13 protein-coding genes and 1 riboswitch are annotated in these 13,165 nt (G+C 72.9%); of the genes, 5 read left to right on the top strand and 8 right to left on the bottom strand.

The genetic code is table 11. From position 1 onward, the window contains the following. The first annotated feature begins 120 nt into the window (after window positions 1–120). Window positions 121–250: riboswitch (cobalamin riboswitch) on the top strand. Window positions 251–310: 60 nt separating this feature from the next. Continuing rightward, entirely contained in the window at window positions 311–724 is a 414-nt protein-coding gene (locus tag VM636_RS02140; protein WP_234312784.1) for a (2Fe-2S) ferredoxin domain-containing protein, read from the top strand. 9 nt (window positions 725–733) lie between these two features. Next, complete coding sequence (locus VM636_RS02135) at window positions 734–1,465, top strand: (2Fe-2S)-binding protein (RefSeq protein WP_030422651.1); 732 nt, start codon at window positions 734–736, stop codon at window positions 1,463–1,465. A gap of 13 nt (window positions 1,466–1,478) precedes the next feature. Here the strand turns inward: VM636_RS02135 and VM636_RS02130 are convergent, their stop codons facing one another. The 5 genes from VM636_RS02130 to VM636_RS02110 all read right to left on the bottom strand — a co-directional run bounded on the left by VM636_RS02130 (window position 1,479) and on the right by VM636_RS02110 (window position 7,829). Further along, entirely contained in the window at window positions 1,479–2,300 is an 822-nt protein-coding gene (locus tag VM636_RS02130) for a siderophore-interacting protein (protein WP_030422650.1), read from the bottom strand. Window positions 2,301–2,360: 60 nt separating this feature from the next. Then, on the bottom strand, window positions 2,361–4,247 hold the full coding sequence (locus VM636_RS02125; RefSeq protein WP_053912844.1) for an SMI1/KNR4 family protein: 1,887 nt from the start codon (window positions 4,245–4,247) through the stop codon (window positions 2,361–2,363). Window positions 4,248–4,381: 134 nt separating this feature from the next. Next, on the bottom strand, window positions 4,382–4,930 hold the full coding sequence (locus tag VM636_RS02120; RefSeq protein WP_159042090.1) for a hypothetical protein: 549 nt from the start codon (window positions 4,928–4,930) through the stop codon (window positions 4,382–4,384). 52 nt (window positions 4,931–4,982) lie between these two features. After that, a complete protein-coding gene (locus VM636_RS02115) occupies window positions 4,983–7,295 on the bottom strand; it encodes a DUF6571 family protein (RefSeq protein ID WP_053912842.1) in 2,313 nt (770 codons plus the stop codon). Between the two features lie 21 nt (window positions 7,296–7,316). After that, window positions 7,317–7,829, bottom strand: coding sequence for a hypothetical protein (locus tag VM636_RS02110; protein WP_030422646.1), 513 nt, complete (start codon window positions 7,827–7,829; stop codon window positions 7,317–7,319). 247 nt (window positions 7,830–8,076) lie between these two features. On the opposite strand from VM636_RS02110, the gene VM636_RS02105 reads away from it, so the two are divergent. Both VM636_RS02105 and VM636_RS02100 read left to right on the top strand, forming a co-directional pair. Next, a complete protein-coding gene (locus tag VM636_RS02105; RefSeq protein ID WP_053912841.1) occupies window positions 8,077–8,523 on the top strand; it encodes a hypothetical protein in 447 nt (148 codons plus the stop codon). 539 nt (window positions 8,524–9,062) lie between these two features. After that, window positions 9,063–9,608, top strand: coding sequence for a hypothetical protein (locus VM636_RS02100; RefSeq protein WP_051821537.1), 546 nt, complete (start codon window positions 9,063–9,065; stop codon window positions 9,606–9,608). Between the two features lie 177 nt (window positions 9,609–9,785). Here the strand turns inward: VM636_RS02100 and VM636_RS02095 are convergent, their stop codons facing one another. Beyond that, the gene (locus tag VM636_RS02095; RefSeq protein ID WP_053912840.1) at window positions 9,786–10,163 is read right to left on the bottom strand and encodes a DUF1330 domain-containing protein; all 378 of its coding nucleotides are present in this window, start codon (window positions 10,161–10,163) and stop codon (window positions 9,786–9,788) included. A gap of 302 nt (window positions 10,164–10,465) precedes the next feature. On the opposite strand from VM636_RS02095, the gene VM636_RS02090 reads away from it, so the two are divergent. Beyond that, complete coding sequence (locus VM636_RS02090; protein WP_234340361.1) at window positions 10,466–10,798, top strand: carboxymuconolactone decarboxylase family protein; 333 nt, start codon at window positions 10,466–10,468, stop codon at window positions 10,796–10,798. Window positions 10,799–10,884: 86 nt separating this feature from the next. Here VM636_RS02090 and VM636_RS02085 read toward each other — a convergent pair whose 3' ends face one another. Continuing rightward, a complete protein-coding gene (locus VM636_RS02085; RefSeq protein WP_078962524.1) occupies window positions 10,885–12,177 on the bottom strand; it encodes an amidase family protein in 1,293 nt (430 codons plus the stop codon). Between the two features lie 296 nt (window positions 12,178–12,473). Beyond that, the gene (locus VM636_RS02080; RefSeq protein WP_053912839.1) at window positions 12,474–13,112 is read right to left on the bottom strand and encodes an HD domain-containing protein; all 639 of its coding nucleotides are present in this window, start codon (window positions 13,110–13,112) and stop codon (window positions 12,474–12,476) included. Window positions 13,113–13,165 lie beyond the last annotated feature (53 nt).

Raw genomic sequence — 13,165 nt, 5'->3', positions numbered from 1 at the left:
CGCCGGACCACGGTCCCGCCGTGCTCGGCCCGTCCCGTCCCGCCGGTACGGCTCGCCCATCCGGATGACGCGGAGCCGTACCGGATGCGAGGATGGCCCGCGACAAGGCGACGGCGAACCGAGGAAGCCGGTGGAAATCCGGCGCGGTCCCGCCACTGTGATCGGCGAGCGGACCCCGTTCGAGGCCACGGCCCGCACACCCGCGGGCGGGAAGGCCGGGGCGAGCATCGACCCGAGAGCCAGGAGACTCACGCGGTCGCCCCTCCACGGACGCCGGGGCGGATCTCCCCGGGGAGAGGACCGATGCGCCATGCCCGCGTCACCCGGCGAGGCGGCCCCCGCCGCCCACTCCGCCTCCCGCACGACCCCCTCCACCGCCTACGGCGCCCCGCCCTGCCGGGTCGTCGTCTGCCGGGACTGCTGCTGCGGCACGCCCAAGGTGAGCGGCGACCACGCCGCACAGACCGCACGCCTGCGCGCGGAGGTCCCCGTCCGCGTCTCCACCTGCCTGGACGTCTGCGACCAGGCCAACGTCATCGTGGTCCAGCCCTCCGCCGCCGGCCGCGCGGCCGGCGCCCGCCCCGTCTGGCTGGGCCTGGTCAACGACCCGTACGCCACCGAGGACGTCCTCGCCTGGATACGCGCGGGCGGCCCCGGCATCGCGGACCGCCCCGAGATCCTCGACCTGTACGCCTTCACGCCGCCGCGCCGCGCGGCCCGTTGAGGCCGCGCCGTGTCCGCGTCCCCGCCCGCCGCCGCCCGCGCCGACGAGGCGAGCGTGACCGCCGCCCTGGCCGACGTCGCCCGGTACGGCGGCTTCTTCGCCCTCACCGTGGGCGGCCCCGCCGAGGGCTGGCACCCCGTGGGCGCCGCCTACGCCCGTGGCTTCGCCGACCTGGCCCGCGCGGTCGCCGAGCGCCACCGCGCCCCGGAACCCCGCGTCGGCCTCTCCATCGCCCACCTCGGACACGTCGCCCGGCTGTGGTCGCCCGCCCTGGCCTGCACCGTGGTCCACGGCATCGTCCCGGACCTCACCGCACTGCAACGCGCCGACGACGGGCCCGCGCTGCGCCTGCCCCGCGCCGCCGGCTGGCACGCCGCCGCCCTCCCGGACCCCGCCGGCGCGCTCGCCGGCCAAGTCCACGCCCACCTCCGGGCCTTCGCCGCCGGGCCGCACCCGCGCATCGCGCACCGCCTGCTCGACGGCAACGCCGCCTCCGCGCTCGCCGAGGCGGCCCGCGCCCTGCTCGCCGCCCATCCCGGCCTCCGTGGCGTGCTCGCCGCCCTCACGGCCGACCTGCTCGGCAGGCCGCCGCTCACCGGCACGGGCCGGCTCGCCGGGGCGAACCTCGCCTTCCGCCGCCGGAGTTGCTGCCTCTACTACCGGGCCCCGGCGGGACGCCCCTGCGGCGACTGCTGCCTGACCGCGCCGCACGACACGGCCCGCGCGGAGGACGGCACGTGAGGGAGGCCGGGGATCAGGCGGCCCGAGCGGTCGCCTCGTGGCGCCAGAAGCCCGAGAAGGTGATGCGGTCCTTCGGCAGACCGAGCCGGTGCAGGTGGCGGCGGCCCTCCGTGGCGAGGGTCGACTCGCCGACGACGAAGGCGTACCCGGCCGCGTCGGCGGTGGTGAGCCGGCGCAGCGCCCCGAGAGCGGCGGCCCCGGGCACGGAACGCCGGTCCTCCCGCACGATCCAGGACACGGCGACCCCGTCCGGCCCGCCCAGCGGACGCCGGTCACCCTCGGTGGGGACCTCCTGGATCACGCGGCCCACGGTCTCGCGGGGCAGGGAGCGCAGGATGCCGGCGGTGGCGGGCAGCCCCGTCTCGTCGGCCACGACGACCACCTCGGACGCGTCGGGCGGGCAGTCGAAGAGGACCCCCTGGTCCAGCACGGCCAGCGCGTCCCCCGGCCGGGCGGCGCAGGCCCAGATCGCCGCCCGCCCCTCGATCTCTCCGGTCGGCCCGTGGTGCACCACGAAGTCGATGTCCATCTCCGCCGCCTGGGCCCGGAAGCCGGCGACCGTGTAGTTGGCGCAGTGCGGGCGCTCCTCCTCGGGGATCGCCAGATACGGCTGCCACCACGCCGACCCGGTGAACTCGGGCAGCCGCAGTCGCCGCTGGTGCGGAAGCCGGAGGAAGAGCCGGAACCAGTGGTCGTACCCCAGCCACGCGAACTCGCCCAGTCGCTCACCGCCGACGGTCACCCGCTGCAAGGACGGCGAGACGCGCTCACTGCGCAGGACACGGGCACGGAACATCCGGGGATTCTGCGGCACCAACCGCCGACTCTTCGCCATGAGGTAAGGCTAACCTAACCCGTGCTCGATGCCGCTTGCCGGGCCGAGGACACCGGGTCCTCACCGGATGCGGGCCACCGCGTACCCCCCCTCGCCGTTCGTCTGCTGGCTCCAGGCGCGGGTGGTGAACGTGTGCAGCCGCCCTCGCGTCAGCGCGTGACGCGGCAGGCCGACGCCGAACTCCCCGGCCACCGCCGCCAGCAGCGCACCCTCCGCCGCCTTGGCGCTGGCGACGTCCGCAGCGTCCTTCGCGTCACCGAAGTGGTGGTCCGGGTCCAGCGCCTCCGGTATCCGCCCGCTCCGCCGGACCGCACCGTCCTCGTACGTGAAGGCGTACCGCTCGACCCCGCCCTCCGCCACCGACAGGTGGAAGAACGGTGACCTGCCGACGACCTTCAGCCCGCCCCACACCACCACCGCGCGCATGCCCGGCCCGGCGCCCGCGACCGGGGAGACGATCGGCCGGCCGTCGAAGGGGAAGGGCTCGCCGTCGAAGGCGAAGCTCCACCCGGGGCCGGCCCGGCCGACCGCCACGAGAGCCCGCTCCTCCCAGGGCGCGAACGCCCGTTGACGCGGTCGCTGCCTCATCCGTGCCTCCTGGAGGGGCAGGGGCTCACTCAGCACGGCGTCCCCGTCCGCGAGGAGACCGGGCAACTCGTCCGGCTCCGCCCCCTCCACCAGCACGAACCGGTACGCGGTGAGGTGGTTGCCCGGGGCCGGCTCCGCCAGCCACGCCAGACCGCCCGGATCGGCCGCGGGCGCCGGAGCCGGGACCCGCCCGCTCTGCCCGCCCCTCGGGGTGGACAGCAGCTCGCGCCCCCGCTCCGGGGTCAGCAGCGGTCCGAGCAAGGGGTCGGCCAGCCACCCCAGCGGCGCCAGGTGGTCCGGGCCCAACGGCTCCCACCGGGGCACGGCGCCCATCAGCGTCCGCCACGCCCGGTCGCCGTCCCCCCACCGTGCCAGCTCCCGCGCCCGGTCGACCGCCTCGCCGAACGGTCCGGGTGCCGTGTGGCGGTAGGTGCCCTTCCGCATCTGGTCCAGCAGCGCGCGGACCGTCGCCGCCATCGCGTCGTCGGCGCCCGCCAGGCCGAACGGCGGCGCGGCATCCCCCTGCGAGTGCGCGGCGTGCGCGGCGATGAGCGGGGGCAGCAGATCGGGCGCGTACCGCGGGTCCGTCACCAGGCCCTGGAAGCGCACCGCGGAGCCGTTCCCGAGCAGCCCGCGTACCTGATCGCCCAGCCCCGCGGCACGCGGCCTGCCGTACCCCTTCGCCTCGTCCAGCGCCTTCAGGGCCCGCTCCCAGTCGCCGCGCAGCGCCTCCAGCCGGGCCTGGTCCACCCGGGCGTCCAGCGTCCGCGTCGTCTCGTCGACGAACACCGGGCCGCCGTCCGTCTCGCCGGCGGCCCGCAGGAGGTGGAACTCCCGGTGCATGTCCCGCATGAACTCCAGGAAGTTCGCGTACCGCTTCGGCGGCGCGGCCCGCCAACCGGCCCAGGTGTACACCGCCCACTCGCCGTCCTCGTCCGCGTCCTCCGGGTCCATGAGCACGTAGACGGCGTCGGACTCCACGTCGAGCTGGAGACCGGTGCGCCAGATCTCCGCCTCCCGCCGCTCCCCGGGCCCGGCGTCCTCGTCCAGGTACTGCGCGAACTCCGACGCGAGCCCGTACGCGTCGTCGTGCCAGTGCGCGTCCGCGGTCCCCGCCAGCAGCCACACGAACCCGCCCGCCCGCCGCCACCCGTCGGACACCTTGAGGAACGCCCGGTACGACGGCGGCATCCGATGACCGAGCCGCTTCTCCATGGCGACGATCCGCTCCTCGGACGCGCCCGGGAAGCCCAGCCACCGCCCCTCCGGCCGCTCCTCCTCGTCCGCGCGCGAATCCACCCATTCCTCGCTCCACCGCAGCAGGAAGGAGCGCCAGTCGAACCCCGTGGTATCCGTCATGCCCCGATGCTGTCACCCACCACTGACAGTGCGCCGTGTCGGCGGCGCCCACCTGCGCGGAGAGCCCACCACGCCACGGCAGCGGACGGTCGGCCGCGTTTCTCCCGCAGGTCGCATGCCGCAGGCCTTGCGGCTTACCTGTCACACGCGTCCGAGGTCTCCACGGTCTCGGTGAAGGAGACGATCAGCCGCTTCATGGCGTCGGCGTCCCGGTGATCGGAACCGTAGGCCTGGACTCCGGTATAGAGCTCCTGCCCGTAATTCTTGTCGACGCAGTCCTTCGTCTTGCCGAACGCCTGCCAGCCGGAGTACACGTACCGCCCCCCGTCTGCGCTCTGCTCCACCCGTTCCAGGGTCTGGCCGCGGAGGAAGTGCGCCGTGTCATGGCCACCCTGCCACCACTTCTGGACGGTCCTGACCGCGAGCTTTCCGTCCACGGACACATCGCACCAGGTCGACGCCGGGTTGACGACGGGCTTGACGGAAAGCTTCTTCCCCGGTGGCAGGAACGGCGTGAGTTCCTGGGCATCGACCCGGACACCACACAGGGCACCTGGCACGGAGTAGTCCCTGCTCTCCTCCTCCGCACCGCACCCCGCGACCGCGGGAACCAGGACGGTGAGCAGGGCGGCGACGAGGGCGGAACCGGAGCGGGCTCCGGTCACCGGTCGACGGCGAGTCATGGTGGTACCTCTCGGGGGCTGCTTGGTTTCTGTGTGGCGTTCGGCGGCTCTGTCAGAAGGGTGTCCTGCTGCCTGGTGTACGGCCGTCGACAATCGACCGGGCATTGTAGAAGCCCTGTTCACCGCTGTCCCGGGCCCAGAACTCGGCGTGCGCGGGGTCAATCTTTCCGTGCGCTTCCGCGGCCAACCGCGCCGCTTGACCCGCGCGGTTGCCGTTGCTTTCCATCGCCTTCTGCCAGATCTCTCCCATCGCGTCTTCCGAATCCTTCAGTTCCGTGCTTTCGAAATCTTGGAACATGGATTCGAGGACGGTGCCGGTGACGGTGGAGGCGGCTCCACCCGCGAGGGCCCCGACCCACGGTGTGGCGACGAAGGAGGTTCCCACGCCGACCGCCGTACCGAGCCCTCCGGAGATGCTGCTCTTGACCAGGTCCATCGAGTTCTTGTAATCCTCGTCCCGCTCCTTCCCGCCGGCCGCCAGCTCCTCCTGGCGGCCCAGGGCCACGGTGCCGGAGATTTCTCCCGACTTCTGAGCGATCTGCCGCACGACGCCCTCCGTGTCGTCGTCCACGACGAAGCCGGCGGGAAGTTCGGGATTGAGGTGGTACTCCATCAGTTGGCTCATGTACGCCTTCTGGCCGGCTTCCACCGCCGCGTAGCCGTCCGGGTTCTGGCCGACGGTGAAGAGCAGCTTCGTCACGTCCCGCGGATCGAGTACGGCCTCCTCCCCGTACATGGGATACATCTTCTGCGTCCGCTCCCACGACGTCGACTGCGGATCGTTCCGATCCGCGCTGCTGATGGACCGGTTGATGTCCGGGAGGTACTCGGAGGTGATCTGGCCGATGCTGTCGAGCATGTGTCCGTGCTTGAGCAGACGCTCTTCCGGATCCTCGCCGATGGACGACACGAGGCGTTCCATGAGCTTGGTCTGCTCGGCGTTGTGGTGCGGCGTGTCCGGCGTCGGCTGCTCACCGGCCGGGTGACCTGTGGTGGCAGCCTCGAGGGCCATCGCCAGGTTGTTCCGTCCTGCGATGCTCTCCTTGTGTTCGGAGTCGAAGTCGGTGGGCCAGTCGCGTTCCTCGAAGAGGTAGTCGAAGTTGGTCAGTGACTTCTTGACCTCCTTGCCGTCCTTCTCTTCGGTGAAATCGTGATCCTCGTCCTTGGTGAGGAAGGTGTCGTTGAAGAAGGAGGTCGCGGCGTCGGGGTTGTTGGCGAGCGCCTTGAGGTAGCCCGTCATCGGGTCCCAGCCGGTGTCCGTACCCGTGTGGTTGAGCGTCGCGTCGGGGCCCAGACGCTGCCAGGCGCCGTGCTGCCCGTTGCCCGTGAACTTCTTCTCCGTGGCCATGAGCTTGGCGCCGTAACTGTGCAGGAACTGGTCGTCGTAGTCGCCCCAGCGCATCAGGTTGCTCATCACCTGACCGCCCAGGGGGAAGCCGCCCCCGCGGCCCACGGGCTGGTCGACCAGGGCCACCATGTTGCTCTTCCAGGTGGTCATCGCGGCACTGTCGCTCTGGGTGGCGCTGGCGAGGGTGAGACTCAGGTTCTTCTGGAGATCGTCGAATTGCTCGCGACGTTCTCGGCGCAGGTCCCACCCCGTATGCGGGTCGGTGACGCCGGACCAGAAGTCCAGTGTCTTCCGCGGCCCCAGCGTGGTGGCGAAGTGCTCGGCGAACAGCGGATCGGCGGCGTACTGCTTCAGGCCCGCGTTGAGCCGGTCGAACTCGGCGGTGGAGAGCTTTTCGGGGTCCTTCTTGGCGAGTGCTGCCAGGTCCTCGGCGGCCTGGAGCGCATCGGCCGCTGTGTCGCGGTCGCTGTAGCTGGCGTCGCCGAATCCGTAATTGGTCTGGTTCGCCAGTGCCCTGAGGACCTTGCCTGCGGAGTTGTCGCTCTCGGTCGCCTTGCTGAGGATTTCCTGAATCTCGTCGCGCAGGGCGTCGACGTCGTTCTGGGTGTGGGAGGGCGGAGTGTGGCCCTCTGCGGCGCGGTCCGGGTGGACGTTCATCGTGACGGTGAAGCCGCCGTCGCCGGTGCCCACCACGGTGAGGTTCTTCTTCACACCCCGGTCGATCGCGTCCTTCAACTGGGTGTGGTAACTCCTCAGTTCTCCGGCGGTGTCCTTGAGGACGCCGTGGATGGACTTGGCCTGGGTGTGGGCGTCCTTGATCTCGCCGGCCGTCTTGCCGATGAACTCCTTGGTGACTTGTGAGTTCTCGCCGGCCCAGTTCGCCTTGTTGGCCGCCTGGCGTAGGCCCTTTTCGGCGTCCTCGGCGAGGGTTTTGAGGTTGCGGACGATGTGCGACCAGTCCTCGACAGCGTCGTCGAGCAGTTTGAGATTGGCGTGACGGAGAGTGTCGAGATCCATGATGGGGCCCCCGTTGTGCGGTTACTTCTTCTTCTCGCCGTAGATCGGGTTCCTGCCCCCGGGCGGTCCGACTCGCTCGTCGAAACCGGCGTCGAGGGTGGCGATGCTGCTCATCTGTCCGGAGACGTATGCCTCGTCACCGGCATGGATCTTCTTGGACACCTGCATGTGGTTCGAGATGTGCGCGCAGGCGTCGAGGACGGTCTTCAACTGGGAGGACCAGCGGTTGGACACGTGCCGCAGTGCGGAGCCGAGCGCGAATCCCTGGGACGTCAGATCGCTTGCCGCCTTGTCGACGCTCGTGTTGTCCAGGCGTGCCTGGTCCCAGAGTTGGTCGTAGAGGCCGTGCGCGTGGCTGCCGATCTTCGAGAGGTCCTGCTGGTTGACGTTGAGGTCACCCGTCCTGTCGGGCACCGTGGGGGCCGGACCCGGTCCCGAGTCACCGGGGTACTGGTTGAGTTGCATACCGGTCGCGCCGCCCTGGCGGCGCTCCAGTGCCTCCGCCTTCAGTTGGTGCCACTCGTCCCACGCCACCGGCCCGCTCCTTCAGCCCCGACAACCCGCGCCGGGGCACGGCTGAACGCCCCCGGCGCCGCGAGCGTAGTCCACCGGGATCGGCCCCCGCGACGGGGCCCTCGCCCACCCCGCACAGGGGAGTCCCGGACCCGGCCGGGTCGCAGCGCCGTACCACCGGCCGCCGGCCGGACGGCCGTGTCACGTACCGTCGCGGCGTACGCAATCGCTGAACCGGGGGCGTGAAGTGGGCGAAGAGCGGGCGGACATGACGACGTGGGGACTGATCGTCGAGACCACCGTCGGCTTCGGGGAGCGCAAGCACACCGTGGCGTACGTGGTGGCCCACTTCACCGGGTCCCGCGAGGAGGCGTTCGCGGAGCTGGAGCGCCGGGCCCGGCGGCACACGCCCGAGCATCCGATGAGCCCCAAGCGCCGTCGGCTCCTGCGGTGGAGCGACGGCTTCCTGCTCGTCGTGGACGGGGCGTGGCAGTCGTTCGTCACCCGGTTCACGGTGGCGGAGCTGCTGGCGGACTCCGACACGCCCGTCGCGGAGGAACCCGCGGTGGTGGAGCAGCCGATCGGGCCCGCCGCCCCGGAACCGGTGACCGCGCAGGAGCCGGGCACGGCCGGGCTCGTGGCACAGCAGGACGAGTGGTACGCCGACGGGGTACCGGTCAAACCGTCCTGGCTGGGCCGCGAGGACCTCCCGTAACGGCAGTGCGACGGCGGCCGAGTGACACGCGGCTCCCCGCACCGGCAGTGGAGGGGGCGGAAGCAACCGGCAACCGGATGAGGGGAAGTGAGGGCTCGGAGTGACCGTTGATCGATGGCCGCGCCACGTGCTGTCGCGGCAGGACGGTGGACGGGGGCAGCAGTGGTCTGGGAAGAGTGCGAAAGGGCCGAGGCCGCGACGTCGGAGGGGCGAGTGCCCCGGACGCGGTGGAACGCGGCAGGATCTGGGCAGGTGGGGGACCCGGATCTCGTGGTGCACCACCATGACCTCGGGACCTCGAAGCCCGGCGAGGACCCGCTGCCGCATCCGGAGAACAGCGGGGACGGGCGCTTGAACCCCGGTCGGGAGCAGCAGCAAGGCCGCACGGCAGGCAGCCCTGCGGGGAGGGTGAGCGGTCGGTGAACGACGAGAATCCCTACCGAACGCGCGAAGAGGGCGCGAGCGCGGTAGGCGCTGGATGCCGCCCCCGACGGCGTGTCGCCGGTGCCGCCGCCGGTGCGCTGGTCATCGGGGGCGCCGTGGCCGCGGTGGCGTGGCTCCTCGGCGGACCGGACGGCGCCGGCGCCGGTGACCGGCTGACGGAACAGGCGGCGGGCGCGCGGTGGGCCGAGGGCATCACCCCCGAGTGGATGAGCGAGCGGATGGGCCTCGGCATCCCGGCCACGGCCCGGTCCCCGCAAGCCGCTTACGAGGTCACCTCCCGTTTCGACACGGGGCTTCTCACCTTCACCCTGACCAGTCCGGAGGCGGAGGCATATCTGAAGGAGAACCCCCCGGAGGGCAGGTGGCTCGAACCGGCCTCCGCACAGGCCGACGTCACCCCGCACGACTTCGCCCACCTCGGACTTCCGGAACCGGAGACGTTCGATGAGGGCATGCGCTACGGCGACGTCTGCGCCGGCCCCGCGGAGACCGCGGGAGAGCCGGGCTTTGGCGACGTGTCCGACAGGCGTTGCGTCAGCCTGTACGCCCACGAGTACGCACCGAAACGCACCCGCATCTACCTCCGAGCCCACTTCGACCCGGGCGTCAGCCCCCTGCCCGCGCCGACCGGGACGGGATGAGGCCCGCCGACGGGACGCGGAGGCCGCCGCCCCACCGTGACCGACCGCGCCGTCACCCCGTAGCACCACCCTCACCCCGGTGGTGGCGGAGTCCTCCCGCACGCCGTCGACGAACGGGCTGCCTTCCCGGGGACCTCGCCGGGGCCTTTCCGAGGCCCCGCCGGGGCGGTGTGGGGGTCAGGCGGGGGGAGGCGGAGCGGGGGCGCGGTGGGCCTCGGCGGCTGCCGCCCGGAGCTTCGCCGCGCGCTCGCTCGGGTGGTACCCGGGGCCGACACCGTCGGCCAGCACGGCGTCCCCGTCGATGTGACGGGTCCGCAATGGCAGGATCTCCTGGTAGGCGGGGGACGCGTACCAGGCGCGGGCCCCGGCCAGGTCGGGAAACTCGATCAGCACCATGCCGCCCGGCCAGTCCCCCTCCACCACCTCGGCCGGCGGGCCGTGGATGAGGAAACGGCCGCCGAACGGGTCCAGGGTGTCCTGGATGCGGTCGATGTACTCCAGGACGTCCCCGTGGTGGCGGCGGTCACGCAGGTGCGCGAAGGCGTAGGCGGGCATGTGCGCTTCCTTCCTTCCGTGAGGTGAGCTGCGGTGCGGTGATGCGAACGTAGTCGGGCGCCGGGCGCACCGCGATTACCCGCGAGGTAGGCGCCGCGCCGCACGGCGACCGGACGCGCGAGGCGCACCGAGCGGACCGGCCCGTCGAACCACCCGGAGGAACCATGACCGACACCACGACGCGCCTCGGCGCGTCGACATCGGCAAGCGGCACCCGGCCGCCTACCAGGCACTCATCGCCCTGTCGGCGGAGGCGGAGAAGGCCGGCGCGGCGGCGGGGCCTCGATCCGCTCCTGGTCGAGTTGCTGAAGATCCGCACGTCCCAGCTCAACGGCTGCGCGTTCTGCCTGCGCATGCACACCCGCGACGCCCTGAAGAAGGGTGAGAACCCCGACCGGATCGCCGTGCTGCCCGGGTGGGAGGAGACCGGCTACTTCTCCGCGACCGAGCGCGCCGCCCCGCGCCTGACCGAGGCGATCACCGGCGTGGCGGCCGGACACGTCGGGGACGAGGACTACGAGGCCGCCGCGGCCGTCCTCACCGAGGACCAGGTCTCGGCGACCGCCTGGCTGGTCACGGTGATGAACGCCTTCAACCGCGTCGCCGTCACCAGCCGGTACCCGGTCGGCGGCTGACCCGCCGGGTACGTGGTCACGCCGCGCCCGCCCCGGCCCCCGCCGGTCCGGCCCGGACCGGCGGGGGCCGCGGGAGCGGGTGGGCGTCAGGGCCGCGAGTCGGCGGTGTGGTCCGCCAACGCGCCGGTCAGGGCGCGATCGCTTCCGGCGGCCGCGACGAGGCTGAGCCCGACGGGCCCGGCCGGGCCCCGTACCCCGGGCAGGGTCAGGACCGGCAGGCCCGCCACGCTCGCCGCGCAGACCAGGTGCACGGTCGCGGTGCGCAGCGCCATGCCGGTGACGGCCGGGCCGGGCGGGGGAGCGGCCGTGGGGGTCGCCGGCTGGACGAGCGCGGTCCCGGGCGGGATCAGTCCGGCGAGCGTGTGCCGAGCCCGGTCCACGGTCTCCCGGGCCCACGCCAGGTAGTCGGCCGGCATGTCCTCGCCGGCGGCGATGGCGTCCGCGACCAGGGGCGAGACGGCCTCGCGGTGCGTCCGCAGCCAGCCACCGTGCAGGTCCCACATCTCCACGGCCTGGAGGACGCCCAGCGCCTGCGCCCACTCCTCCAGTTGGGCGGCGCAGGTGTCGCTGCTCGCGTGCAGGGGGACGCCCAGCTGGTCCGCCCACGTGCGGGCCGCGTCCCGCAGGGGCGCGCGCAGTTCCGGGTGCGCCAGGTCGAACAGGTCCGTGGCCAGCAGCAGCCGTGCGACCGGCGGAGCGGGCCGCGGCGGGAGGAGCACGTCGGACACCCGGGCGAGCAGGCGCGGTGTGCGGGTGAGCCAGCTCACCGTGTCGAACGAGGGCGCGAGTCCGATCTGTCCGGTGTCCGGGACCAGACCGTGCGTCGGCCGCAGGCTGTACAGCCCGCAGTAGGAGGTCGGCACCCGTACCGAGCCCGCCGTGTCGGTGCCCAGACCGACGTCGGCCAGCCCGAGGGCCACGGCGCTGGCCGAGCCGCTGGAGGAGCCCCCGGGGACCCGACCGGGCGCCGCGGGGTTCGGCGGCATCCCGTAGTGCGTGTTGAGTCCGGACAGGCCGTAGGCCAGTTCGTCGGTCCGCGCGATGCCGGTGACGTCCGCCCCCGCCCGCAGCAGCGCCTCGACCGCCGCGGCGTGGGCCGGCTCGACCGGCGCCTCGCGCAGCCATGCCGGGTTCCCCGCCCCGATCGCGTGCCCGGCGACGGCGAAGAGGTCCTTCACCGCGACCCGGGTGCCCGACAGCACGCCCCCGTCGGCCGCCGCGACCAGCGGATCACCGACGACGCGCCAGACGGCCGGGTGGGTCTCCGCCGGAGCCGGGACGTCCGCGCGGGGGACGCCGGCCGTTCCACCGTCCCCGTGGCGGGGCGGGCTCGGGGACGTTCCGTGGGCGACGGCGCTACTCGGCCGCTGAGCAGACATGAGAGACCTCGACGGGATCGGGAGGCGGGTGCGTACCACCGTAGGCACCGGGGATCCACTCGCCGGAGCGGGGTCGGACGACGACGGCCGGCAGCCCCTCGCGGTACCGCCGGCCCGCATCACCGGCCCGCGAACCTCCCGGCGCGCGGGCCGGCCCCCGCGCCGGGCGCTCCGCCGCTCCGCCGCTCCGCCGCTGCGGCGCCGCGGCGGCCGGTCCGCGGCGCCGGGGCCGCGGAGGGCGGTCCGCGGCGCCGGGGCCGCGGAGGGCGGGCGTCCGCGGAGGGCGGGCGTCCGCGTCACTCGGGCCAGGCGGAGTCCTTGATGACCTCGACGAAGTCGCCGCGGACGAATCCGGGCACGTAGTGGGCGAGCACGTCGGCCTTGACGTTGCCGAAGGCCGTCTCCGGGCGGTCCTGGATGCCCTCGGTGAACGCGGCCAGGATGCGGTTCTTGAAGTCCGGGCGCGGGTGGGCCGCCACCACGGCCGCGCGCTGCTCCTCGGAGACCGCGTGGTAGCCGATGCCCAGGACGTCCAGTTCCACCCCTCGCGTGACGAGGGCGATCTCGGGGGCCATGTGCAGCGGGATCTCCGGCGTGGTGTGCAGGGCGATCGCCGTCCAGACCCGGTCGGCCTCCTCGCCGGTGATGCCGTGGGAACGCAGGAACCGTCGCGCCTCGTCGGCCCCGTCGATCTCGAAACGCTGGTCGGTACGGCGGAACCGCTCGGTCAGTCCCAGGTCGTGGAACATCGCCCCGACGTACAGCAGCTCCGCGTCGAACCGGAGCCCCTGTTCGCGCCCGCGCAGCGCACCCCACAGGAACACGCGCCGGGAGTGGTCGAACAGCAGCGGCGAGGCGGCCTCACGGACCAGCTCGGTCGCCTCCCGCGCCAGAGCGCTGTCCGGGATCCGCACGTCCGCAATCGACTCGCTCATGCTTCTCTCTCCTCGTCTCGGCGGCTCTACGTCCAGGGTCGCCGGGCACGTAC

The organism is Streptomyces sp. SCSIO 75703 (genome assembly GCF_036607905.1).
Taxonomy (GTDB): Bacteria; Actinomycetota; Actinomycetes; order Streptomycetales; family Streptomycetaceae; genus Streptomyces.
Note: the sequence above shows the minus strand (reverse complement) of the source record. Positions and strands in the feature narration are given on the sequence as shown.

Bases quoted from the DNA above. Each gene is read 5' to 3' on its own strand.
- VM636_RS02115 (WP_053912842.1), bottom strand. From the start codon at position 7,295: ATGGATCTCGACACTCTCCGTCACGCCAATCTCAAACTGCTCGACGAC.
- VM636_RS02095 (WP_053912840.1), bottom strand. From the start codon at position 10,163: ATGCCCGCCTACGCCTTCGCGCACCTGCGTGACCGCCGCCACCACGGG.
- VM636_RS02080 (WP_053912839.1), bottom strand. From the start codon at position 13,112: ATGAGCGAGTCGATTGCGGACGTGCGGATCCCGGACAGCGCTCTGGCG.
- VM636_RS02130 (WP_030422650.1), bottom strand. From the start codon at position 2,300: ATGGCGAAGAGTCGGCGGTTGGTGCCGCAGAATCCCCGGATGTTCCGT.
- VM636_RS02085 (WP_078962524.1), bottom strand. From the start codon at position 12,177: ATGTCTGCTCAGCGGCCGAGTAGCGCCGTCGCCCACGGAACGTCCCCG.
- VM636_RS02105 (WP_053912841.1), top strand. From the start codon at position 8,077: ATGACGACGTGGGGACTGATCGTCGAGACCACCGTCGGCTTCGGGGAG.
- VM636_RS02120 (WP_159042090.1), bottom strand. From the start codon at position 4,930: ATGACTCGCCGTCGACCGGTGACCGGAGCCCGCTCCGGTTCCGCCCTC.
- VM636_RS02125 (WP_053912844.1), bottom strand. From the start codon at position 4,247: ATGACGGATACCACGGGGTTCGACTGGCGCTCCTTCCTGCTGCGGTGG.
- VM636_RS02140 (WP_234312784.1), top strand. From the start codon at position 311: ATGCCCGCGTCACCCGGCGAGGCGGCCCCCGCCGCCCACTCCGCCTCC.